General features: G+C 35.4%; 27 protein-coding genes. 5 read left to right on the plus strand and 22 right to left on the minus strand.

The window, feature by feature from the left end; genetic code table 11:
- The first annotated feature begins 209 nt into the window (after positions 1–209).
- Both ABC346_RS01415 and ABC346_RS01420 read left to right on the plus strand, forming a co-directional pair.
- On the plus strand, positions 210–1,010 hold the full coding sequence (locus ABC346_RS01415) for an AraC family transcriptional regulator (protein WP_413233197.1): 801 nt from the start codon (positions 210–212) through the stop codon (positions 1,008–1,010).
- 68 nt (positions 1,011–1,078) lie between these two features.
- Positions 1,079–1,432, plus strand: a complete 354-nt coding sequence (locus ABC346_RS01420) for a nuclear transport factor 2 family protein (RefSeq protein WP_413233198.1) — start codon at positions 1,079–1,081, stop codon at positions 1,430–1,432.
- A gap of 223 nt (positions 1,433–1,655) precedes the next feature.
- Here the strand turns inward: ABC346_RS01420 and ABC346_RS01425 are convergent, their stop codons facing one another.
- From ABC346_RS01425 to ABC346_RS01455, 7 genes are all read right to left on the minus strand, one after another.
- Positions 1,656–2,786, minus strand: coding sequence for a CAP domain-containing protein (locus ABC346_RS01425; RefSeq protein ID WP_413233199.1), 1,131 nt, complete (start codon positions 2,784–2,786; stop codon positions 1,656–1,658).
- Between the two features lie 318 nt (positions 2,787–3,104).
- Positions 3,105–3,932, minus strand: a complete 828-nt coding sequence (gene nadE, locus ABC346_RS01430) for an NAD(+) synthase (protein ID WP_413233200.1) — start codon at positions 3,930–3,932, stop codon at positions 3,105–3,107.
- An 18-nt stretch (positions 3,933–3,950) separates the two neighbouring features.
- On the minus strand, positions 3,951–5,414 hold the full coding sequence (locus tag ABC346_RS01435; protein ID WP_413233201.1) for a nicotinate phosphoribosyltransferase: 1,464 nt from the start codon (positions 5,412–5,414) through the stop codon (positions 3,951–3,953).
- A gap of 61 nt (positions 5,415–5,475) precedes the next feature.
- Positions 5,476–6,294 carry an NUDIX domain-containing protein gene (locus ABC346_RS01440; RefSeq protein ID WP_413233202.1) on the minus strand — a complete coding sequence of 273 codons (819 nt, stop codon included), beginning with the start codon at positions 6,292–6,294 and terminating at the stop codon, positions 5,476–5,478.
- 93 nt (positions 6,295–6,387) lie between these two features.
- On the minus strand, positions 6,388–6,867 hold the full coding sequence (locus ABC346_RS01445; protein WP_413233203.1) for a nucleoside deaminase: 480 nt from the start codon (positions 6,865–6,867) through the stop codon (positions 6,388–6,390).
- Between the two features lie 57 nt (positions 6,868–6,924).
- Complete coding sequence (locus ABC346_RS01450) at positions 6,925–7,569, minus strand: hypothetical protein (protein ID WP_413233204.1); 645 nt, start codon at positions 7,567–7,569, stop codon at positions 6,925–6,927.
- A gap of 170 nt (positions 7,570–7,739) precedes the next feature.
- The gene (locus ABC346_RS01455) at positions 7,740–8,504 is read right to left on the minus strand and encodes a MerR family transcriptional regulator (protein WP_413233205.1); all 765 of its coding nucleotides are present in this window, start codon (positions 8,502–8,504) and stop codon (positions 7,740–7,742) included.
- Between the two features lie 129 nt (positions 8,505–8,633).
- On the opposite strand from ABC346_RS01455, the gene ABC346_RS01460 reads away from it, so the two are divergent.
- A complete protein-coding gene (locus tag ABC346_RS01460; protein ID WP_413233206.1) occupies positions 8,634–8,816 on the plus strand; it encodes a hypothetical protein in 183 nt (60 codons plus the stop codon).
- Positions 8,817–8,843: 27 nt separating this feature from the next.
- On the opposite strand, the gene ABC346_RS01465 is transcribed toward ABC346_RS01460, so the two are convergent.
- Together ABC346_RS01465 and ABC346_RS01470 are read right to left on the minus strand one after the other, a co-directional pair.
- Entirely contained in the window at positions 8,844–9,371 is a 528-nt protein-coding gene (locus ABC346_RS01465) for a P-loop NTPase family protein (RefSeq protein WP_413233207.1), read from the minus strand.
- A gap of 30 nt (positions 9,372–9,401) precedes the next feature.
- Positions 9,402–9,788, minus strand: coding sequence for a hypothetical protein (locus tag ABC346_RS01470; RefSeq protein ID WP_413233208.1), 387 nt, complete (start codon positions 9,786–9,788; stop codon positions 9,402–9,404).
- A gap of 89 nt (positions 9,789–9,877) precedes the next feature.
- On the opposite strand from ABC346_RS01470, the gene ABC346_RS01475 reads away from it, so the two are divergent.
- On the plus strand, positions 9,878–11,182 hold the full coding sequence (locus ABC346_RS01475; protein WP_413233209.1) for a lysine N(6)-hydroxylase/L-ornithine N(5)-oxygenase family protein: 1,305 nt from the start codon (positions 9,878–9,880) through the stop codon (positions 11,180–11,182).
- Positions 11,183–11,378: 196 nt separating this feature from the next.
- Here ABC346_RS01475 and ABC346_RS01480 read toward each other — a convergent pair whose 3' ends face one another.
- Positions 11,379–11,663: a hypothetical protein gene (locus tag ABC346_RS01480; RefSeq protein ID WP_413233210.1), complete on the minus strand. Its 285-nt coding sequence runs from the start codon at positions 11,661–11,663 to the stop codon at positions 11,379–11,381.
- 177 nt (positions 11,664–11,840) lie between these two features.
- Between ABC346_RS01480 and ABC346_RS01485 the strand changes: the two genes are divergently transcribed.
- Positions 11,841–12,332, plus strand: a complete 492-nt coding sequence (locus tag ABC346_RS01485) for a GyrI-like domain-containing protein (RefSeq protein ID WP_413233211.1) — start codon at positions 11,841–11,843, stop codon at positions 12,330–12,332.
- Positions 12,333–12,478: 146 nt separating this feature from the next.
- Here ABC346_RS01485 and ABC346_RS01490 read toward each other — a convergent pair whose 3' ends face one another.
- The 12 genes from ABC346_RS01490 to ABC346_RS01545 form a co-directional block, all read right to left on the minus strand.
- Positions 12,479–12,928: a GNAT family N-acetyltransferase gene (locus tag ABC346_RS01490; RefSeq protein ID WP_413233212.1), complete on the minus strand. Its 450-nt coding sequence runs from the start codon at positions 12,926–12,928 to the stop codon at positions 12,479–12,481.
- 30 nt (positions 12,929–12,958) lie between these two features.
- On the minus strand, positions 12,959–13,807 hold the full coding sequence (locus ABC346_RS01495; protein ID WP_413233213.1) for a GNAT family N-acetyltransferase: 849 nt from the start codon (positions 13,805–13,807) through the stop codon (positions 12,959–12,961).
- A gap of 421 nt (positions 13,808–14,228) precedes the next feature.
- The gene (locus ABC346_RS01500) at positions 14,229–14,600 is read right to left on the minus strand and encodes a hypothetical protein (protein ID WP_413233214.1); all 372 of its coding nucleotides are present in this window, start codon (positions 14,598–14,600) and stop codon (positions 14,229–14,231) included.
- Between the two features lie 89 nt (positions 14,601–14,689).
- The gene (locus ABC346_RS01505) at positions 14,690–15,292 is read right to left on the minus strand and encodes a dihydrofolate reductase family protein (RefSeq protein ID WP_413233215.1); all 603 of its coding nucleotides are present in this window, start codon (positions 15,290–15,292) and stop codon (positions 14,690–14,692) included.
- Position 15,293: 1 nt separating this feature from the next.
- Positions 15,294–15,881: a dihydrofolate reductase family protein gene (locus ABC346_RS01510; protein ID WP_413233216.1), complete on the minus strand. Its 588-nt coding sequence runs from the start codon at positions 15,879–15,881 to the stop codon at positions 15,294–15,296.
- 275 nt (positions 15,882–16,156) lie between these two features.
- Positions 16,157–17,152 (minus strand): ZinT family metal-binding protein, encoded by a 996-nt coding sequence (locus tag ABC346_RS01515; RefSeq protein WP_413233217.1) that lies wholly within the window; start codon positions 17,150–17,152, stop codon positions 16,157–16,159.
- 276 nt (positions 17,153–17,428) lie between these two features.
- Positions 17,429–18,331 (minus strand): cupin domain-containing protein, encoded by a 903-nt coding sequence (locus tag ABC346_RS01520; protein ID WP_413233218.1) that lies wholly within the window; start codon positions 18,329–18,331, stop codon positions 17,429–17,431.
- A gap of 339 nt (positions 18,332–18,670) precedes the next feature.
- The gene (locus ABC346_RS01525; RefSeq protein WP_413233219.1) at positions 18,671–19,372 is read right to left on the minus strand and encodes a LutC/YkgG family protein; all 702 of its coding nucleotides are present in this window, start codon (positions 19,370–19,372) and stop codon (positions 18,671–18,673) included.
- On the minus strand, positions 19,359–20,795 hold the full coding sequence (locus ABC346_RS01530) for a LutB/LldF family L-lactate oxidation iron-sulfur protein (RefSeq protein ID WP_413233220.1): 1,437 nt from the start codon (positions 20,793–20,795) through the stop codon (positions 19,359–19,361). The genes ABC346_RS01525 and ABC346_RS01530 overlap by 14 nt, the downstream gene beginning before the upstream one ends.
- A complete protein-coding gene (locus tag ABC346_RS01535) occupies positions 20,792–21,526 on the minus strand; it encodes a (Fe-S)-binding protein (protein ID WP_413233221.1) in 735 nt (244 codons plus the stop codon). The genes ABC346_RS01530 and ABC346_RS01535 overlap by 4 nt, the downstream gene beginning before the upstream one ends.
- A 43-nt stretch (positions 21,527–21,569) precedes the next feature.
- On the minus strand, positions 21,570–22,280 hold the full coding sequence (locus ABC346_RS01540; protein WP_413233222.1) for a FadR/GntR family transcriptional regulator: 711 nt from the start codon (positions 22,278–22,280) through the stop codon (positions 21,570–21,572).
- An 82-nt stretch (positions 22,281–22,362) separates the two neighbouring features.
- Positions 22,363–23,952, minus strand: coding sequence for an L-lactate permease (locus ABC346_RS01545; RefSeq protein WP_413233223.1), 1,590 nt, complete (start codon positions 23,950–23,952; stop codon positions 22,363–22,365).
- Positions 23,953–24,169: the final 217 nt, after the last annotated feature.

Below are 24,169 nucleotides of genomic sequence, written 5' to 3' on the forward strand. Positions count from 1 at the left end.
TCTTTTTTTCACAAACCTTTTTCTTTAAAGTGAAAGATAGGAAGAAGATAACCAGGTAACAAATTGTATAAGCCCTTGTTGCCCATAGGACTAGCAGGAGGTCCTCCTGATATATGTCATTTTCACCGGACTTTTTGAACAACCTTTATAAAGGGTTTTTTCTCTTTTAATGGAATATGTATATAGATACCTTTTGGAGGTGCTTTACTATGACTACGTTTCAAAACGATACCATCCAACATACGATACTCTATATTCATCAACACTTAGATGAGGATCTAACTTTATCTAAGCTTGCCCAATATGCAGCCTATAGTCCTTATCATTTTTCGCGTGTTTTTAAAAAACACGTTGGTGTATCTCCACAGTACTACATTTCTTCTGTACGCTTACAAAAAGCAAAGGAATTACTATTGCAAACTAACTTTACTATTCGTGATATTGGATTAGAAGTGGGACAGCAAAGTTTAGGTACCTTTACTTCTCGATTTACCAAAAGTGTTGGTGTATCCCCAAATCAATTTCGCAGAATGCACAATTCAACAGGACTCTATGTAAAACAAATTGAAAAGCTTCCCTCTGAACAATTGGCATTACACTCTCCAGTTACGAACACTCTATCTGGTACTGTTGAAGCTGAAACGCTGTTTGAAGGTATTATCTTCATTGGTCTCTTCACTAAACCAATACCAGAAGGCCTTCCTATAGTTGGAACAGTAGTTAGAAATACAGGTAATTTTCATCTCAAAGATATCCCTGTAGGTATTTATTATCTTATGGCAACAGGCTTTCCATGGAGTAGTACTTCTACATCTATTCTCATACCTCATCATACATTACGAGTGCGAAAACTAGAGCCCATTACAGTCGATGGAATATCAAAACTAGCATCAGAACATTTAATTCTTCATGAACCTAGGATTTCCGACCCACCAATTCTAGTGTCTCTTTCATTGCTCATGCAAAACTTTATAACAAGAGAAAGAAATACGAGTAAAGTTAGCAAATGAAAAGAAATAGAAACCTGCAAAATTATTTAAAATGGTTTTATAAATATGGAAATGAAGGAGGAAATATGATGTCGATTGATTTGGTATTGGTAGAGAAAATTAATAAAGCATTTTCTGTAGGAGATGTCGATTTTTTATACGAGCATATTACAGATGATGTGGTAATGAATCAAATAGGAGATTCCTCTCTAAAAGGAAGGGAAGCTTTTATTAACAACATGGAACCTATGCGCGGATTTGTAGCTGATAAATATGAGGTTAACCGAATATTCACAGACAAAGATTCAGCAATTGTAGAAGGTGAGATGCATTTCTCTGATGAAAATGGCAATAAGAAAGCCTATGGTTTTTGTGACATCTACACTTTTACGGGAAGTAAAATCAGCAACCTGACAGCTTTTATGATTCCAATAAACAATTAATAAATATAAATGAATGGTAAATAGATTTACGCTATTTACCATTCATTTTTTGTATTGCTTTGTATTCTAATAGGAGACTTATAATTTTTCTAGCATCTTTCACCAGTCTAGCTCCCTTAATCAAGCGTTTGTTTAAAACAGACATCATATCAAAACCACCTTCCCCTCTTAATTAATAAAAAACCGCTTGGCTAGCATTACCAAACGGTTAAAATTACTACAATTACTTATCTAAAAAATTCTCCGTATAAAATGGCTGATTATCTTCGTTAAAGTCAACACCAATTCCTAACTCGGTAAATCTACTATTTACGATATTCTCACGATGACCTTGCGAGTTCATTAGACCTTGATGAGCAAAAATACTGCTGAATTGCCCATAAGCTAAATTCTCTCCAGCACTTAAAAATGTAATCTCATCTTCTTGCATCCGATCAAAAGGAGACTGCCCCTCTGGATTAGTATGACTAAAATATTGATTCTCTGCCATGTCCGTACTGTGATCCCTTGCAGTACCCCGTACGTCTTCGTTCCATTCTAAGACAGATAATCCATGATTTACACGAGTAGCATTAGTTAGGTCAAAAAGCTGATATTCAAAACCTTCTTTTAATTGCTCGCTACTCGGAGTATAGAGCGCTTTTTTTGATGATTCTAAGTCCTCATCTATTAATTGAATTGCCGTCATTTCATCATCTTCATGTATATCGTAAAAAATCGTTACATAACTTCCATCCATATGATAGATATCATATTCTCCTTCGCTGTTGATTTGATAATTAAACCAACCATTACGAATTACTTCTTCTGGCTCACCTAGTGTTTCATTCACAGCCGTTTTCGAAACACCTAATTTTAAGTCATGCTGTGAAGAAACCAAATCCTGATTGGTAAATAACCCTCGCACAACGTCTTGCTCATCATATGCAACCATCATAAAATTTTGATAGTTTTCATGATAGGTAGACCATTGCACACCATACTCATTTGCATTTTCTCTCATAGGTTCTCCATACTTTTCTTCAACCACAGTTTTTGTATCTCCAAGTTCTACATTCCCAACAGAAAATGATTGTTCATCAGGAGTTGTCAGTTCAGGCTTTTCTACTGGTTCAGTTTCTGGTTCTTGTTCTGAATTTTGAATAGAATCAACTACGGAAGAGTAGAGCATAGAAACTTGATCTTTCACTCTATCAAAATCAAAGTCAAATTCATTTTCTATACTTTGAGTAGCAAGGTCAGTTGCAGAATGAAAAGTATCACTGATTGACTCAGGAATAATATCACGAACAGTATCTTCCCAATATGGTTTCGTCCAAAAAGCCAATAATATAATTAACAGCATAAAAAACAATCGCTTTAAAATCTCTATCCCAACCTTTTGATATTTGGATTTTTATAGGGTTAATTGCTTTTATCCTAGCGTTTATTTATGTTAATAGATTAAAGCTAATTCCCACTTTATAATATTATTTTATATCTTAGAGTTAACTATAACGCAACTTATAGCTTCTTTTTCCCTTTAAGTCTGTTCATTTTTAGACAAAATCATACTCTTGTCTATGGTTTACTAGCAAACAAAAATCTAGATCCTATAGCATAATCTTTAAAACAGCGTTTTGTTCACAAAAAAAGAATGAGCTCACATTCAGCTCATCCTTTGCTATTTTTATTATTTCCACCATTGATCATATATCGTTACTTCGCCTTCACGCTTATGCATCGTTTTTAAATAATGTCCTTCAATTGTTTTTTTACTGTCTTCCAAAACTTCTTTTCCTTCTAAGAAATCGTCAATTTCTTCATAAGTAACCCCTAATGCTTCTTCATCTGGTAACGCTGGTCGATCATCTTCTAAATCCGCAGTAGGCTTCTTATTATACAAATGCTCTGGACAGTTTAATTCAATTAACATCTGTTTGCCTTGACGTTTATTAAGACCATATAAAGGTGCTAAATCACAAGCGCCATCACCATGTTTCGTAAAGAAACCTGTTACTGCTTCTGCAGCATGATCCGTTCCTAAAACAAAATAATTATGTGCTCCTGCTACACTATATTGCGCCTTCATACGTTCCCTTGCCTTCTCATTTCCTTTTAAGAAATCACTAATTTCCACACCTGCTTCATGTAAAGCTTTTACACTTGCATCTACAGATTCTTTAATATTTACTGTTATTACTTTACTTGGATCAACAAACTTAATAGCATCGTCTACATCACCAGCGTCTTTTTGAACACCATAAGGTAACTTCATACCAATAAACTGGTAGGCATCTGTAGAGTTTTCCTCATTCAATTCATCTACTGCAATCTGGGTAAGCTTCGATAACAGTGTGGAGTCTTGCCCACCAGACATACCTAGTACATATCCCTTTGAAAATGAATGCTTTTTCAAATACGCTTTTAAAAAGGCCACTCGCTTACGGATTTCTTCTTTTGGATCAATTTCAGGTTCTACATGCAGATCTTCAATAATAGTTTTTTGTAAATCACTCATACATATTTCTCCTCCAATTTAATGTTTATTAATTTTATCTTTTACCGCTTGTTTCACTCGTTCAATATGATTCATCTTATTATTCCATAATGCTTCACTTAAATCGACTGGATACTCCGCTGGATAATTTGTTCTTTTATACTCGTCCCAGAATAAATGGAGTTGATTCGTAGTAAATGTTTGAATTTCTACCAAGTCAGGACATTCATAAACAATCTGCCCATCAACGAAAATATCATGATGGAGATTTACTGCTTCAAAATTAGAAACAAACTTTTTATAGTACGTATGTACCGGATGGAATAACATTACTTCATCTTGTTCATTTGGATGCTCATTTTCAAGCGTAAGATAATCTCCTTCACTATGCTGATTTTCCTTATTTATAATTCGGTAAACCTTTTTCATAGCCGGTGTTGTCATTTTTTCTGGATTTCCTGATAATTTGATCGTATCTTTCATCTCACCATTTTCATCTTCAATAGACACAAGTTTATATACTGCTCCTAGTGCAGGCTGGTCATATGCTGTAATTAGTTTTGTGCCAATTCCCCACACATCAATTTTTGCTCCTTGTGCAAGGAGACTTGCAATAGTATATTCATCTAAATCATTCGATGCATAAATTTTTGCATCTGGAAAACCAGCTTCATCGAGCATTCTTCTTGCTTCTTTTGATAAATACGCTAAATCTCCGCTATCTAACCGGATTCCTTGGAAATTAATACTATCCCCTAATTCCTTTGCTGCTCTGATAGCATTGGGAACTCCCGAACGTAATGTATCGTATGTATCCACAAGAAACACACAGTCTTCATGACGTTCTGCGTACTTCATAAACGCTTTATATTCATCTCGATATGCTTGAATCATCGAATGCGCATGTGTTCCTGAGACAGGGATTCCAAATAATTTCCCAGCGCGGACATTACTCGTTGCACTAAACCCTCCAATAAAAGCTGCTCGTGTACCCCAAACGGCCGCATCCATTTCCTGTGCTCTTCTCGTTCCGAATTCCATTACAAGCTGATCTCCAACAAGTTGGCGAATTCGTGATGCTTTGGTAGCGATTAGCGTTTGGTAATTAACAATATTTAATAGAGCTGTTTCTAATAATTGTGCCTCAGCAAGATTTGCCTCCACTCGAAGAATTGGTTCGTTAGCAAATACGATTTCACCTTCTTTCATTGACTTAATCGTACCAGTAAAGCGTATACTTTTTAGATATTCAATGAAATCATCTTGATAACCAATCTCTTTTAAATAAGTTAGGTCCGCATCTGTAAATCGAAAATTATTCATATATTCGATTATTCGTTCTAAGCCAGCGTAGACTCCATACCCATTCCCAAATGGAAGATTACGGAAATAAAGATCGAACACCGCTTTCCTGTTGTGAATTCCGTCATTCCAATATGTTTCTGCCATATTAATTTGATATAAGTCCGTATGTAGTGCTAAGCTGTCATCGATATAATTCATAGTTCTCCTCCTAAATAATAGAATGCGCTACTTTCTATGTATTCATAAGCGCGAAATCAATTTATTCCCAGATGGATGGTACTACTACTTGATTCGTAAACCGATATAATTGTGATGGTCGATAAGAGTTTCGCTCCGTTTTCTTCCAATTTCCATTTTCATCAACAACTTTTTCTAAAAAAGGAAGTTTCGGTGCTTTTGTAAAAAAAACGGATTTATTTGCTATTTTAGGATGATTAGATACCGTTAATAATACCCCTTGAAGTTCTGAAAGCGTGAATTCACTTAATAAAAAGTTCTTCGCAATATCTGTATTTAGCATATCTCTTTCAATCCATCTTAAGGCATCTTCAATAATCTGACGGTGATCAAACGCTAATGATAATTCAAGTACTTCTTCAATAGAAAACAATTTTACTTCAGCTGCATCATCCGCTGCTTTGCGGTTAGTTAATTTACCTTCAGGAACAATAGCATAATGGGCATTGGATATAATCCAACCTCTTGGATCACGCCCCCATGCATCATAAACACCAAAATGTTTTAGGTAGACTTGATCTACACCAGTTTCTTCATTTAATTCCCTTATAGCTGATTCATGAGCTGTCTCCTGGTGTTTTGCATCCACAAATCCTCCCGGCAAAGCCCATTTTCCGCCCTCAACATTCGGATTTCCATGCTTGTCTATTTCAACCCTACGAATTAAAAGTAGCTTTAACAATTTCTTCGGTAGTACTTTTCGTTTACTCGCATTTTCACTAACTGTATTTGATACGATAGTAAAAACAGCAATATCACTCGTATACCCATCCGGAGTTATATGTCTATTTGTATTATACGATTGTAAAAATTCTTGCTGCTCTTGATCGAATTTGGGCATAACTTCACCTCAATTTTCGCTAGTAATTTGTAATTTTATAATTACTAATTATTATACGTCAAAAAAAGAAGATGTCAAATTCATATTTGACATCTAATAATGTGTTCTTTTCGTATACTTTTCCCATGTTTCAAATGGAAGTAAAGAATCGTTTGTAGAGATTGTGATAAACGGAAGTTTGCGCGCACTTGGTAATAGTTCCATTTCTTGATAAATTAAATCGTCATCAAAATTAATTTTGGCAGCATCTTTCCGATTCGCACCAAAATACACCGCATCGATCCTCGCCCAGTAAATAGCACCTAAACACATTGGGCATGGTTCACAACTTGTATAGAGTGTACATCCATTTAACTCAAAAGTGGAAAGCTTCTCACATGCTTGACGAATTGCTTGAACTTCGGCATGTGCAGTGGGATCATGGTGATTGGTAACTTGGTTTGTTCCTTCTGCAATTATTTCATTTTCTTTTATGATGACTGCACCAAATGGCCCCCCACCTTTTGAGATATTACTAACTGCTAATTCAATTGCTTTTGCCATATATTGCTGATGATTTTGATTTATTTGCATGCTATCCTCCTCATCCCTTTTTAACAGTTTACCAAATTATCGGAATTTTTTCTTCAATTATTTACTGTTTTTACTCGGGAAGATAGTATACGACCAAGAATAAATGAAATCGACAATAAAGATGATTCCCCAAACCATGGATAATCCAAATGCAGTTTCGTTTGCATATGGGGATTGCCTATAGTCGCCATTTTCAATCCATGATAAATCAGTTATATAACCCATTATACTTTCCGTATCGCCTAGTCCATACATCCATAAAATGAATTGTATAGACACAAAGATAATGAGATGAATGATAGAAGAATAACGATATTTCCTCGCAATATACTTTGGATTCTTTTGTTTTGCCATTATCTCTTTATCTCTCTCCGTTAAGAGTTCTTTACTTCTCCATTTACCAATTATTTTTCTCATCCATCGATCCAACCGTTTAAAGTCGGTGATACCGAATGTACAGGCATAGACTATAAATATGGTAATAATGATTTGAAAGTTAGAAATATCTCCCGTCCGTTGATAAACCATAATACCGAGTATAGCTTCCATAATAAGAAGAACTAAAAATAAAAATATAAAAATAACACTAAGCTGTTTTCTATCTAGTAGATATCTTGTTATTCCAAATAACAGCAGCATTATCACGGATAAGATTTCCGCTGCGATAAATATCTCCCATTGGTAAGTTATTATAGTTTCCATAACAGTCCTCCCAAACTTAAATTCTATGATTTAAAATCTAATTTTTACTACAGTCAACCTTCTGTACCCTTCATTATTAAAAATGTATCAACTGTTGTACGATTCAGCGCTAAAAAAGTTTCCAAAACAAAAGAAACCTCTAGTACCAATGACTAGAGGCTCATAATCCATTATTGGCGATCTGCATGTTTTACTATAACATCGCGAAGCAACTCTACAATTTCCTTATCCGCTTTCTCATTATAATACTTTCTAAAACGATCATCTGCTACATACATTTCTGCTAACCCTTTGTGTGCTTCAGCAGAATACTCTGACCAACTAAACATTAACCAGTTTTTATGAAGGTCATATACTTGTTTCGCTTCTTTGGAATCTAGATCTTTTGATTGAAATAAATGGTCTAATGTCGTAAACAACTCATTTTCTATCTCTTGCATCTTCTCAAAATCTTCTTCACCCATATTCATCCATTGTTGATTAGAAGCATCTACTGTCTCTTCCCCATACTTTTGACGAATCTCCTCACCAAATACCTTCTCATTTTCTTCTAATCGTTCTTGCTTAAACCCTTCGAACTTCTCTTTATTAGACATATTCAATTCTCCTTTTTGGTAACGTATTGTCTTATCGACAGTCAGTAATAAATGATCAATTTGCTCCCGTTGTGCTAACAGTTGTTTACGATGTTCTTCTAAAGCAATATGGATATCAAAAGTTGAATCATCAAGAACATATTGAATTTGATTCAACTTCATCCCCATCGACCGATAAAGGAGTATTTGCTGCAGACGATTAATTTCTTCCTCTCCATAAATGCGATAACCGGAATCATTCACCATCTTTGGACTGAGTAAATTAATTTGATCATAATATCGTAGTGTTCGTGCACTAACACCCGATATGTCTGCTACTTGCTTCACGGTATAATCCACTTCATCACCTCCTGACAATTTTCAGTTTAAGGGTTTACGTTGCGTAAAGGTCAATACATTTTTTAGTTGTTTTAAGAAAAAGTTCATCGGGTAAACTGAACTTAAGGACAAGCCGAAAGGGGACACATCATGAATAAACGAAAAGTTACACTCAGTACCTATACGATTTCGATTATATTAATATTCTTGTTGTTCATTATCGACTTTTTTGTCGTATCAATACCAGTCGGATACTTATTTGTGTCTATTTTTGCGATTTTACTAGCAACAACTATAGGGTTAATTGTATACTTCTCGATAAAAACAGAATAAGCCTGTATTTTTCAGGCTTATTCATCTTCATAAAATCTTCTCATTTGCGCTTTTGAAATGAAGCAAGAAATATTCTACATCCTTAGAGGATTGTAATATATGTACTTTTTCATGATAAGGTTGTAATTTGGCAAAAATAGTCCTTCGACTTTTCTTTTCAAAATCACGATTCCACCGAATCATATGAAAAAACATGGATATTGTTGGCTTGTAGTTCGCTGGTTCTTTTCCTAGCTTTTGCAGTATGAACCGACGTATAATTCGGTAAATTCGTGTGCGGTATGGTATATCTAAAAAAATAATTATATCTGCATCTTCTAGACTAGGATCGACCCAGGAAATATGAACCCCTTCTATAATCCAATGATTTTGTTGAACATGGGAAAAGAGTAAAGCATCTCTATCCTTAAATCCTCTCCTTATATCCCCTCTACTGTCTCGAATCCAAACAATATTGTCTAACTCGATATGAGGAATATCTAAAATTGTTTTTAATGCTCTTGCCAATGTAGTTTTCCCACTGCCCACCGAACCAATTATATGTACTTTACACATGCCTTAGCGCCCTTCAATCCTTTTTATATTTTATTTAAACAAAACGAGATATAAACACAATAAAAACATTATTCCAGATAATGGTGTCATAACATATTTTTCTTTTTTACTCCTCGAAAAAAGATTGGCAATCGTGTTTAATACTAAAAACCCTGTGATAATACTGGCGACTATATGCAAATTAATAGAAGAGGATACACTCCACAAACCAGTGTAAACAGCAAATACGCCACTCATGACCAACAGCACGAAAGCATTAATAGCACTTAACAATCGCAGCTTCTTAGGCAAAACTTTATATATTCCCCCTAAGGCAAACTCCCCTAATGGATAGCCAATAACCAATAAGACTTGAAATAGTGCAACAACCAAAAACAAAATAATTACGATAAAACCAATAACAGTATATAGTTCCAATTCTTTCTCTCCTTTCGTTTATATCGTATTCAATTAGGGAATAGATAACATAGATTAATTTTAAATACTTATTTTTTCGGAGGAAATAAATGAACAAGAAAATAAACGACTTAATTGGCATCGGAGTAGGTCCATTTAATTTAAGTCTTGCTGTTTTAACAGATGAAACAGAAGAAGTTGATGCAATGTTCTTTGAGCAAGAACCGGAGTTTAATTGGCATCCGGGCATGCTTATAGAAGGAATGGATATGCAAACACCATTTTTAGCAGACTTAGTAACGTTTGCTAATCCTACGAGCCCTCATTCATTTTTAAACTATTTACATGTACATAATCGGCTCTATCAATTTTATTTCTTTAATCGTTTTACCATACCAAGAGAACAGTATAATGATTATTGCCAATGGGTTGTTTCTAATCTCAATCACTGTCATTTCGGGATGCGCGTGGTTGATGTTATTGATCATCAAAATGTGAATCCGTCTCATTTTGAGGTGGTTGTGGAAAATCTCGCTGATCAAACAACAACGTCTTACTTCTCTCGTCATATCGTATTAGGTACAGGAAGTATCCCGAATATCCCTGATCCATTACAAGGTTTACCTGATGAAGATGTCACACATACAAGTAGGTATCTATATCTTGAAGATTCACTCAAAAATTCCAATTCTATAACAGTAGTCGGCTCTGGACAAAGTGCATCGGAGGTTTTTTATGATTTGTTAAAGGATCAAAAAAAGCATGGATATGATCTAACCTGGTTCACTCGTTCTGGCGGGTTCTTTCAAAAGGATGAAACAAGTCTTGGAAAAGAAGTTTTTTCTCCTGAGTTTATCGATTACTTCCATCAACTATCTTTTGAAGGAAGACAAGAGTCGCTGGAAACATTGGATAGCGTTCGGAACGGTGTCGACCCTAACATGTTAAATAAAATCTATGAAATTCTGTATAACCGTTCTATTCACCCAGACAATCCATCTGTAACTATCCAATCCTCCACTGCGGTAAGGGATATTAATAAAGATTCGACCCAATCGACTTATCAGTTAGTCTGTGAGCAATGGCAAAAGAAAGAACAGTTTACATATCCTTCTGATAAAGTCATTCTTGCAACGGGATATAAACCGAATCTTCCGGATTGGTTACATCGATTTTCTGATTTAATTGAATGGGAAGATGAAAAACTTTATAAAGTTACAAAAGATTATCGTTTAACTTTTAAAGAGGATCGCAACAATCATATTTATACATTAACCAATCTGGAGCATTCTCATGGTTCTAGTGCAACTAACTTAGGTTTATCTGTACTTCGCAATCAAAAAATTATTAATTCTATTGCTGGAAAAAGTATTTATCCTGTCCCTCAAAAAGCCGTCTTTCAACAGTTTGAGTAAATAACTTTAGTCCGTGGGGGACCTTCTTCCCTACGGACTGTTAGTTATTCAGCAGCAAACAATAACAGGAAGTTTTTCAGCACCTATCTTTTTTGCTCAAGCCTCATTGTCTTACAATACAGGTTACTCACCATTACATATGCGATTAAAACAAATCGAAATCTTGAATAAAAGTCTTCAGCTATTTATCACTTTTTTACTCATTCACCTTCCAAGAAGTATCTCGCTTAAGAAGTAAATGCATTACATGAATAAATGCCGCTACTCCAAAGAAAAGTAACACCCCGAACAATGTTCCTTCTGCAACAAATCCATTATCTTTTGTCGATATAAGCATAATATCGCTCCCTAGAAGATGAAAAGTATTACTACCTGGTGTATCACCAAAAACAAGAAAAACAAAAGGAACTATAATAAGCAGCATGACGTATATTAATAAACTTTGCATACCAGTCAAAATAATCTTCCAAGTCATTTTCATACATTTTCACCTCCATCAAGATCTTTATAATGAATTTAAACAGCGCTACATTTGGAATTAATAATCTAATCTTTTTACGAAGTTGATTCAACTAGGTATTTTTTATTTTATAAGAAGGAATCTCATTATATTTGTCGAAAATAAATTGAAATACATTCTGAAAAAGGAGGCATTGGTATGGAAGATACTTTCCATATACGGACTTTACCGGGATATCGCTTAATTGGATTGAAATGGGAAGGACCATATACTGAAGTCAATGAGCTGAAACATACCATTCAAAACATGTATAATCGCTCCACTGAGTTAAAAGACCTCATTGATTCTCAAAAACAACTTGGTTTATCCTACCATACTCGACCTGATGGTTTTGTACATTATTCCGGATTTCAAGTGGACGAAAATACGAAAATCCCTATTGGAATGATGGATATCCATATTCCAGAGTTAACCTACCTTATTACACATCACCAAGCAGGGCATGATGTAGGAAAAACATATATGAAGATTTATCATTGGTTAAAAGATTGTGCCTATATCCCTTACATGGAACCGAACATCGAATACTACGATGATTTGCCAATTAAACATGAAGTTTACCCTATACATCGAGATCTCATTCAACCTCACTTCGATATCATGATCCCTATAACAAGACAAATTGATTAGTAAAAAAATAACGACAGGCAATAATGTCACAAAGGAAATATACTTTGATTTTCAATGTTTATGATGAACTTATTATTGAAGTTTCTGCACTGTGACTCTTGTTCTTCATTTAATGTCATTGTATGTTTCCGCTGTTACATGTTTATCTAAACCTCCATCGATAAACGCACCATATCAATTACCTGAATTCCATTTTCAAAAATTGGTTCATTATAATGTCGCAGAAAAAAGTCACGATCAATGCTTATCATTCGAAATCCACATTTCTGGTATAACGCTAGTTGATTAACACTAGAATTCCCCGTCCCTATTTCTATTGTTTTATAACCTAATCTTTTTGATTCTTCAATTGCATGAAGAATCAGTTCCTTTCCAAACCCTTGACCGTGAAAGTTTTCATCAACTGCCACGTTTACAATTTCTACAGTCTCTAGTCTAGTTGGGATAAGCACATATTCTCCAATTAATAGATTGTTTTTCTCTAATACATAACAAAAGCCTCTTCGCAAATATTCCTTCACTATACTTTCAGATGGATCCGCCATTAATAGTAGTTTCATTGGAGCAATTTCTCCATCTTGCAATCTTCGTATCATTAAAATTTCCTCTCTATTTCCTTTATATAATCAACCTAGTTCATAGTGCACAAAATTATTCACCTGTCTAAACCCAACTGATTCATAGAGACGAATGGCACCTATATTCTCATCATTAACTGTCAAGTACAAAGATGGTATTTCCATCGCATTCATAAGTAGTTTCATGCTTTGCTGTAATAATTGCTTTCCTACTCCTTGTTTTCGATAAGCAGAATCAACTCCAATAAATTCTATACTACCTTCTTTAAACTGTTTACTTCCTTCTAAATAAGCATATCCAACTACATTATTGACATCATTCGTTCGAACTAATAATCGGTGTTCATCCGTTAGACGATTTAGAATTATTTCCGCTGGATAATATGTATTAGGAAAAAGCGTATCATGTAATGACTTAAAACTTTCTATCATTTTTTTATTATTTATATCTATCTCTTCATAATTTAGATTACTAGTGCTCTTTAACTTATTGCATTGAAGAACAGTGTGATATCCATTTACTGTCGCATTTAAGTTTTCTACAAAATTTCTCATCTCATGATTATCTACATGGTAAAAAAATTTAAAATTCCATTTTTTTCTTGTGAACGGATGGCTAGACCAGAGTTTGTTTGCAGTTTGAATTGGATCTGCACTTGTTACTACTGGACCCCAAACTTCTGCTTCGCCATCTTCATGATCAAAAGCAAGCATACCTACAATTTGTTTTCCCTCTATTGCAACAATTATCTCATCTAGTTTAAAATCCTCTACCAACACTTCTTCTATCTCATTTAGATTCTCTCCAATATAGCCGCATTTTTTTGAAGGATCACAATTTTCTTTCGCTAAAAAAGCAGCTATGTTCAAATAGGATGTTGCTTTTTTTAATTCCAACTTATTCTCTCCTCCACAGGAAGCTTGTTTTTTAATTTTAGTATAATATATTGCTTTTATTATACATGAATATCACTTATTTTTCAGAATAGTTAGCAATGTATTTTTGCTTGCAATAAAGATAAAACCCCTTCGAAATGGTAAAGTGACACCAAAGTCGCAAGTGTCATTCTTGCCAAGTATGTGTATTCAGAAAGAAGTAATATATCAATTGAACAGTTTCACGGATTTCTGGAGTTGGCTCGTGTTTTAGAAAGATTCTATTCACTACTTTTTCGGTTTTCCCATGCTGGTTTGGTATTTAAACAGCGTCTATTTACTACTTACCTAATTTTCAACCAATCTTTCGGTTTTAGAACCATTCTCGTCATTCATTCTCTCTTTTGATTTCACTCAATAATATAAATGATGCTTAATATAATCAGGATTCCACCTTAACCACAAACCAGTTGTTAATAGCATAAATGGTAGTAAAAATAATTAAGACGAGACCAATAATAAGGATAATTAAATAACTGGTAAACAAACCAGTGAATAATGCAATCATGGAAAAAATATATAATACGAGAGAGGAATTGTTCATGCGTACTTCCACGTTATCGCCATCTTTTACTGAAGTTGGTTTACTTCCAAAAAACCATTGGTTCGCAGTAATTTGCGCTTGATTTTCTGGCAAACCAACGTGTGTTTCCTCATTCTGTTTTAAGCTCGTCAACTTCTCATTGTCTGCTTTAACGGTAATTTGAGTTGCTCCACCCATCATTCCTGTATTACGCTTTAATTTGATTGACATATTTCGATCCCCTCCTGTTTAATACATCCATACTAATCAGTAGTTTGGAATATACCCATATGAGAGGAGGACAAGTCTTTTTCATTTGCCTATGAAATTACCTGGTAAAAAAGATGTGTGACTACATCGCCATCTATTGCTTTTATTAATTTAAGCGGAGTTTGTTGATTGCTTCTTGCAAATAAATTCTTACCATCTCCTAATAGTACAGGCGCAATATGTAAATGTAGTTCATCTACTAATTTTGCTGCCAAACATTGCTGTGCGATACTGGCAGTTCCAATACTAATCTCCTTATCTTCAGCCAATTGTCTTGCCGTATCCATTGCTTTATGAATACCACTTACAAAATGAAATGTTGTATCCTCTTCTGCGTATTCGTTTGGTGGTTCATGCGTTACCACTACAATAGGAATACCTGAGATTGGATGACTGCCATTCCACCCGTTTACAATATCAAAAGTTCTTTTCCCTATCATCATTGCACCTAACGAACGTATGGGGTGGTCAAATATACGTCGATTCACTTCAGACATGGTAAAAAAATCATTGTATTCACTAGCAAATGAACCTTGAAACATCCAGTTTTGTAATGATTCTCCACCTATTCCCAGCGGTTGTTGTGTGGAATCATCTTTTCCAGTGATATATCCATCTAAGGACATGGAAATATCTACATATACCTTCCCCATACTATAAATCTCCTTTCAATATATTGTTTACTCGTTCATAATTTAAAAAAACAGTATCGTCAAAACGCTTGTATTCTTTTAAATGATAGTTTCTTTGATTTTGCATAGTCGGAAACATCGGCTTGCCATCACCAAGTAATATTGGAAAAATAAATAACCAAACTTCATCTATTAAGTCATGACGAAAAAATTCCCCCGCTAAACTCGCTCCCCCTAAAGAAATACCCTTGCCTGTGGTTTCTTTTAATTCTAAGACAGATGATACCATATCACCATTCAGCAACTCTGTATTCCATTCTAAATCTTCTTGCTTTAATTTACTTGAGATCACATACTTTTTTATTTCCATCCAGTGTTTTGCCCAATCTTTTTCTTCCTGTGAAGCATTTGGCGATTGTCCTTTACTTGGCCATATAGACATATTTTCATACATCTTCCTTCCGTATAAATGCGCGTCTATATTTTCTTCCTTCTTATTTATAAATCGAAATAATTCATCACTTGGTACACTCCATTCCAATTCACCATTAACTCCTTCGATATAACCATCTAATGAAACCATTTGTGAATAAATAATTTTCCTACTCATACTTTTCTCCCTTCGAAGTTAAATACTTTTAAAAGAAATGTATCATAGTTACCATTTCCATATTTCTTTTTATTTGCGAACAACTACTTTTTTTTATCAAAAAACGCATGAACTCCGAGTTTTGATCCGAATTCATGCGTTGTAGCATATTCTTATTTATTCTGAAGCAATTGCATCCGCTTTTGTCTGATGAACAGTGCCAAAAGAATGTTCTGGTGGCACTAGGAATCTAACTTCTCCCTTAATTTGTTTGCTACTCCATTTACCTTTCTTAATTAATGAGCGAGCATATCTCTTACTAATCCATCACCATCCAACTCTGAAGGATAATATGTTGGAAAATGAGAGCGCTCTGCTAAAAGCGCTTCACGATCTTCTCCAAAATATAGGTGGAAGTGATATGCAGTTGCTGTATTTATATTATGATCACTAAAAATCATATACGTTGGCATTTCTTCTGTATCATCTTGTCGTTTATAGACAAATCGTACTTGTCGGTTTCCACTATCTCTTTCTAAAATTTCATATCCATCAGATTCATATTTTGCACTTTCTTCGCGGCCATCATCATAATAAAATGTAAAGGAATCATCTGTAATGATCACTCTTTCAACATCTGTTTCATATGCTGATTTATAATGTTCAATATAATCTTCTTTTGTCATTTCATCATCATTCTCTGCTTTAACTTCCATGACTTCATCTAAGTCACCATTTAAAAGATAAGGGTATACTGATTGCCAATCTCCTTCAAAGTCGGATAATTCTCTTTCTCCAACCTCGTCATAGTAAAAGAATCCTTCGTAAATTCTTTGTGCCACAGGATCGTTATCGCTTCCATGATGATCGTCAATAGTAATAGTTACTGGTGAGCTTTGAGAAACTACATTGTGATCGTTATCAAATAATTTAGCTTGAATTTGTACACCATTTTCTTCAGCTGTACCAGTATAAGTATCCGTTCCATTATCTGGAACTGCTTCCCAAGATTCTTCATCTTCAGGGTCCTGATCAGGCGACAGTGTATACCAATGCCAATGATCATACTCTGAATCTTCTTCTAACTCGGCACTCAATTCAATTGTATCTCCTGTATGATAATGATCAGCTAACCCTTGGATTGCAATATTTTCATTAACTTCATGTGTTTCATTAGAAGTTTGACCCTGTGAGTCATTTTCTTCCTTCTCAGTATTATCGGCCTGACAAGCTCCTAACATCATAGAAATAACAACAACAGCCCCTATGTATCTAGTAAACAAACTTTTCATTCATACACTCCTCTTTTAAATCGTAATCATTACGATTTAATTATATGATTCCGAATAGATATCGTCAAGTTAAATATTGATTGTAATTCACATTTTTATCCTATTTGTTTTGATTTTTTTAGATAGTTAATCCCATAGTCTATAGACCAAAGACTTGTAAGTTAGCAGATGGTATAACGGTGAACAAATTGAAGTTACTCGCCTTTTTTTAATTATAAAAATAACGCATGAGCCTAGAGGGTTACTCCGATCTCATGCGTTATAACATATTCTTATTTATTCTGAAGCGAGTGCATCCGCTTTTGTCTGATGAACAGTACCAAAAGAATGTTCTGGCGGTGCATAAATAGTGTATAACTTCAGTGGTTCATCTCCTGTATTGGTTATATTATGCCATGTTCCTGCAGGTATCATCACAGCACTACTATCAGAGAGCTGACGTCGGTATGTTAAATTATTTTCTTGATTTCCCATTTGAACCACACCGTCACCGTCTTCAATTCGAATGAACTGATCATGATTTGGATGTACTTCTAAACCAATATTATTACCGATAGGAATGCTCATTAACGTCACTTGAAGATGTTCGCCGGTCCAAATTGCTGTTCGATAAGCTGTATTTTGTTCAGCAGCCTCCTCTATATCAATAACGAATGGCTCTCCACCGTGATCTTCCAGCTGCCTATTCAGAGTCGTGGCCGAGTTACTTTTTCTAGAATAATGATAAATATTATACAATTGATTAGCTGCCATATAACCTACTGATGATAATTGATAATATAATTGTTGAACAGCTGAGCTACTACTTTTTAGACTTGCTTTATAATTTCCCTCATAATCTTCAATACATCGTTCCACAACATCCTGTATACCTATTTCTGTATTTCTGCTAGCTTCGCTGGCTGTCTGATAATTTGGGGCATTACCGGTGATAGTCCTATATAAATAATCCAATTGATTTATGTTTCTCAATTTGATCTCACGTGTGTAGTTTAGTGTATTCAGGTATTGTTGTTGATTTGTAGATGTGCTTAACTGATCTAATAATTGGATGGTTACAACATCTTTTTGTAAGTTCTCTAATGTAATTTCTGCTAATTCTTCTTTCTCCTTTTCCGTGATCGAGGGAGACTGAGAAGCATAACGAAGATCATTTGGATAATATGGAATATAATACATGTATTCATTAACCTGCCTTTCATAGAATCTAAAATCAGCATATGCCCATAAGAGGAAAACGTTCTAATTTAAAATTCTGATAAACTTTAAGAAAAGGCGATCAACTACAGAAAATAACTCACAAAAGTATGAAAGAAGAGATTTTACAATTAAAAAAAGATGAAATACGGTCACATTCCCATCCTTTTCAATCTACCAAGCACAAGTGCTTTGTATTTGAATTTTCGAATCCTAGGAATCTCTTGTATTTCATCTATCAAGCATCTGTTATTAAAACGAATGCTCTCGACTTGTTATTAAATTATTATACTTTTTCTCACTAAACGAAAACTTCTTCTTTTAATCTACCACAATATACGTAACATTAACGGGACCATGAACACCTACAATTAAATTCATTTCAATATCAGCGCTATTACTTGGACCGGTGACAAAACATACACTTGATGGTGTTTTTATACCATTGACATGATCATCATGAATTTGTTTTGCCGCTTGTGTCATTCGAGGTACGATTGTTTCTTTTGGAATAATAGCGATATAACTTTTAGGCATTAAACTTATCGATCTACCATTATCTTTATCGTTCTTTAAAGTTACTGTCCCTGATTCTGCAAGTGTCATATCACTAAAGGAGATTCCAACATCCGCTTTTTCTGCAATAACTTGATTTTCTTTTCCAATCGCAGCATCCCAAATATGCACATCAAGCTCTTCTGAAAGCTGATTATACGCTTGCTCCATCCCATATTCCGCATTACGTTTATCATTGGAAGCAATGACGGACTTCGCTTCATATCGATCAATGGTTTGTCGTACAACATTAGGTAGCTCTTGTTTACTTGTACGCACAAAATCCGTATGGATCACTTCGCAATGTTTCTCTAATACATTAATTAACTCATCTTGTGAGGCACCTTTTAGAACTTCATATTGTGGCTGGACACTATACTCCGGTCTTTCTACGCCTGCGGTTTTCCGAGGACGGCCAAGGTTGGCAGCTAAATTACTTAGAAATTTATCTCGATTATGAATTGGCATTTTGCTTTTCTCCCTTCGCACGTTCACTCCACCAAGCACGGAAAGATTGTTTACCTGGAGCAGGAAAATCACGCACATCCGTCCATCCTTTTAATGGTCCTGGTCCATTCTCGACAAACTCATCTTTCGTCCACGGTTTTAATGCGGTTCTGGCAACTTTCGTACTTAACTTATAAGCCGCTGGATTCGAAGCCCATTGCGCGAAACCTTTCATCATAATTTTTTCAGATACCGGAGATTTTTTCTCCTTCTCTACAATAATTTCACGATGACGAATTAATTGCTCATGCAACGGAATTTTTACCGGACACGCTTCTGTACAAGCTGCACACAGGGAAGATGCATATGGTAATTCCTTATGATCATCATATCCATCGAGAAGTGGTGTTAATACAGCACCAATTGGACCTGGATAAATCGAGTTATATGCATGACCACCGACATGACGGTAAACAGGGCATACATTAATACAAGCTGCGCAACGAATACAATGAAGCGCAGATTGGAATTCCGTTCCTAATATCTTGGATCTACCATTGTCAACGATTACTAGATGATAGTCATCTGGACCATCTATCTCTTCTTCTAATCTAGCTCCGGTATAGGCAGTAATGTAACTTGTAAGTTTTTGACCAACTGCTGCACGTGTTAATAAACTAACAAGTACTTCCATGTCTTCCCACGTCGGTACTAATCGCTCCATCCCCATCACTGTAATCTGTGTATCTGGTAATGACGTAACCATTTCTGCATTTCCTTCATTGGTTACTAGTGTAATTGCCCCAGATTCTGCAATCGCAAAGTTACAACCAGTTATACCGACATCAGCAGTAAGAAAATCTTGTCGCAGTTGCTCACGGGCAAAGGCTGCCAGTTCTTCTGGTGAATCCGTTTTATCATAACCACGCTTTTCCGCAAATGTTTCGCGAATTTGTTGACGGTTTTTATGCAAAGCAGGTGTAACAATATGTGATGGCGGATCCTCATCTAATTGAAGAATCCATTCTCCCAAATCAGATTCAACTACTTCTGCTCCCGATTTTTCTAGAGCTTCATTTAATCCAATTTCTTCGGTAACCATAGATTTTGTTTTTACAACTTTTTTCGCTTGTTTCTTCTTCACAACATTTTCGATATAATCATTGGCTTCTTCAGCAGTTTGTGCGAAAAATACGTTACCTCCACGTTTTTCTACTTGTTCACTTAACTGATGAAGATAGTAATCTATGTTTTCTAATGTGTGGGTTCGAATCTCTGAACCTAGTTGACGCCAATCTTCCCAATTTCCTAGTTCTTCTGCTTGGGAAAGACGTCCCTTACGAAATCTCCCTTGTGCCGAAGAAACGGCTTGACGCATAAAGTCGTTTTCAATTCCCTTATCAATTCGGTCTTTATAGGAAACATCACCAATTTTTACGCTCATGCTATTCCTCCTTCACTATGTGTATTTAGTATTTCTGTAATGTGTACTACCTTGACATCTTTACCTTCACGGCGCATTCTGCCACCGATATTCATTAAGCAACCCATATCTCCACCAACTAGGTATTCAGCCTTTGTTTCGGACACATGCTGAGACTTTTCTTTTACCATTTCTCTTGATATTTCCGAGTTTTTCACGGAGAAGGTTCCACCAAATCCACAGCAGTCCTCTTTTACAGGAAGTTCAACAAAATCAATACCTTTCACACTCTGCAGTAGTTTTTGTGGTGCGTCTTTTACACCTAGTACCCTCGTCATGTGGCAGGAAGGATGGTACGTAACTCTTCCTTTGAAAGTTGAGCCTAAATCCGTTACTCCTAATACATCCACTAAAAATTGAGTGATTTCATAGCTTTTATTCGCAAGATCAATAGCAGGTTGTTCCCATTCTGGATCACCTTTAAAGATATGTGGGTATTCTTTCAACATGCCCACACAAGATCCGGAAGGACCAACCACATACTCTGAATTTTTAAATGCCTTTATCATCTGTTTCATTGATTTTTTGGCCTCTTGTAGGTAGCCACTATTATAAGCTGGTTGGCCACAACACGTCTGCGCAGCTGGAAAATCAACTTCACAACCTACTCGCTCTAAAATTTCAACAGTATGTTTACCTACATCTGCAAATACAATATCACTCACACATGTAATGAATAACGATACTTTCATTTGGTTACACCTCTTCTAATTTAAACTATGACCGAGGCTAGAATTACATATCTAGATTTTTAAATAAGAGCATCTCCACTTTTTCTAAATGATCATACATTGCGTCTCTCGCTTCATTTGGTTGTCTATTTTTAATTGCTCGATATATACGTGCATGCTCATCATATAATGCATCCGCCCGGTCTTCTGAATACAATAAAATCTGTCTTGTTTCTCGAATTGTTTCTGACATCAAATCAGACACACTGCCCATTAAATGAATTAATAAATCCATATGTGTCGCTTGGGCAATCGCTAAGTGAAATTCCGTATCTGCTTGTTCTGCTAATACATCATCTCCCCTTGCATCTTTCATTACTTGCAAAGCTTCCTCCATCTTTATTAAATCTGTTTCTTCGTAACTCGCTGCAGCATATCTCGCCGTTCCACCTTCAAGTATTTTACGGACTTGATATAATTCTTTTACATCATCTTGTTTCATAAGAAACGCTGTACTTACTGGTAATGTAAATCTTTTTGGATTAAAGGTATTTACATATGTACCTTCACCTTGCTTCATTTCTACTAGCCCCATAGAACGTAATCCGCTTAACGCTTCACGAATCGCTGATCTGCCTACACCAAAGTTTTGAGCTAATTGCTCTACGGATTCTAACTTATCTCCAGGCTGTAGGCGACCTTGTTTAATCATATCTATTAATGAATCTGCAACTTGTTCATATATTTTTTTGGATTTAATACGTTTGTACTCCATTCACTTTCAACTCCTCATCGCTTGTGACCATTTTAATCGAAACGAAGAGGTTTGAAAAGCTGATGGTAAGGACTACGATAATCTACAAAAAGAAATGAGCAATAATAAATCCAACGATTCCAACAATTAAAGCATAGAGAATAGCAGGAAGTAACGTCTTTCGTATAATATCCCCTTCTTTACCACTCAATCCTACTACTGCACTTGCTGCAACAACATTATGCACACAAATCATATTCCCAGCACCTGCTCCAATTACTTGAGCTGCAAGCACTGCATTTACATCTAACCCTATTTGATTGGCTACACTATATTGAATCGGCGAAAATGTAAGTGTAGAAACCGTAGCACTTCCTGTAATGAAAGAACCTAATTCTCCTAAAAATGGTGCTACAAGTAACCAAATAAATCCTAATGAATTGGCTAATGATTCTGCAATGTATTGTGGCATACTAGCTAGTTCATTAAGATTCATTCCTGAATTCGTAAATACATGTACCATTGCTAAGGTAGCAATTAATGAAATGGACGTGGTCTTCATCGTTGATAACGACTCTTTTGATGCGGTGACGAATGTACGGAACGTTTTTTTATGTAAAAATATAGATAGAACCGCTGCCAATGCTAATATCGTACCTGGAGAGTACAGAAACTCCCAATTTGATGAAACGCCGTCCACACCCAAAATATTCGTCCAGGATAAATCAATAGCTGATTGTGTAAATTCGGTTAGCCAAGGTATTATTCTCGTCATAAGTAATAAAACAACGACAACAACATACGGTGACCAAGCTGCTATAATACCCATCTCTGATTTCTTTTCCTTAACGACAAACCCTTCTCTAACAGCTTCTCTCCACGTATATTTTGGCAATAGCCAGCCTTTTTTTGCTGTAAATGTTGCAACAGTTAATGCCGTTAAGGATGCTAAAATAGCGACAAATTCTTGTCCGAACACAACTGCGTAAAAAAGTGCGGAACCTGTATAGGAAAGACCAATCACTAGAGACCACGGTAGCATAGGTAAGGCTTGCTTTATGCTTTTGTTTTTACCAAAAAATATGGTGAGTAATATAACCAATACAAATGGAATAAATGTTCCTGCAAAAAGATCTAGTATCGTTACCATGATACCGATTTCATCATAGAACGTAGCATTTGCTATAGGAACATTACTTAATCCAACGGCAATCGGTGTTCCTACAGCTCCAAAAGCAACTGAAGCACTATCAGCTACTAAGGCAATTGTAGCCGCCGCCAATGGCCGAAAGCCTAAAGCCACTAACAAAGGTCCAGTAACCATTGCAGGGGTACCAAATCCTGCTGCCCCTTCAATTAAAGCCCCAAATAAAAAAGCAACAATAATCACTTGAACTCTCATGTCTGCCGAAATGCTTTGAAAACCTTGATTAATTCGATCCACTGCCCCGGTATTGCGAAGAGTATTCAACAATACAAGTGCTCCAAATAAAATCCATAAAATAGTTAATGTTTTATGCGTCCCCTGGAGTATAGATGATACAATAACTTCCCCTTCCATTCCCCATACAGTAATTGCGAATAAAATTACAATTAACGCACTCCACGTCATTCCTTTTGTTGCAGGAAAACGTAATAACACTAAAAAAATAAACGGTGCAATAATCGCACTTAGTGCTATAAGTAAATACATCAAAACCCCTCTTCCTCCCCAATGAAGCGATTTCATAGATGACAAAATAAATAAGGTCATCTGATGACCTTATTTATAGTTTACTCTGATATTTATAAGAATTCAAGATAGTATTATATTATTTTTTCTATGATTCTTCCTTCCATATAAAAAGTACAACTATAGTAAACTCTTGTTTATTATATATTCTATTTAAAGTAACATACTCGCAAACACC

This window comes from Oceanobacillus phoenicis (assembly GCF_047238145.1).
GTDB lineage: Bacteria > Bacillota > Bacilli > Bacillales > Amphibacillaceae > Oceanobacillus.